General features: G+C 69.2%; 1 pseudogene. It reads left to right on the forward strand.

The annotated features are described in order from the left end of the window. Nucleotides 1–561: pseudogene (locus ASG00_RS15555) on the forward strand (excinuclease ABC subunit UvrA); the annotation flags it as partial.

Consider the following 561-nt stretch of genomic DNA (forward strand, 5'->3'; position numbering starts at 1 on the left):
GTCGCCTGACGGTCTTCACCGGGGTGTCGGGCTCGGGGAAGAGCTCGCTCGTGTTCGGCACGATCGCGGCCGAGTCGCAGCGGCTCATCAACGAGACGTACAGCTCGTTCGTGCAGGGCTTCATGGGCACGCCGTCGCGGCCCGAGGTCGATCAGCTCGAGGGGCTGACGACAGCGATCGTCGTCGACCAGGAGCGGCTCGGCGCGAACTCTCGATCGACCGTCGGCACGGCGACCGACGCGAACGCACTGCTGCGCATCCTGTTCAGCCGGCTCGGCTCGCCGCACCTCGGTTCGCCGCAGGCGTTCTCGTTCAACGTGCCGACCGTGAGCGGCCAGGGCGCAGTCACGAGCCAGCGCGACGGCCGCACCGTGAAGGAGGTGCGCCGGTTCGAGCAGACCGGCGGCATGTGCCCGCGCTGCGAGGGCATGGGCGCGGTCTCCGACATCGATCTCACGCAGCTGTTCGACGAGACGAAGTCGCTCATCGACGGTGCGATCACGATCCCGGGCTACACGGCCGACGGGTGGATGGTGCGCGGCTACGCCGAGTCGGGCTTCT

Source organism: Microbacterium sp. Leaf351 (genome assembly GCF_001423825.1).
GTDB lineage: Bacteria > Actinomycetota > Actinomycetes > Actinomycetales > Microbacteriaceae > Microbacterium > Microbacterium ginsengisoli.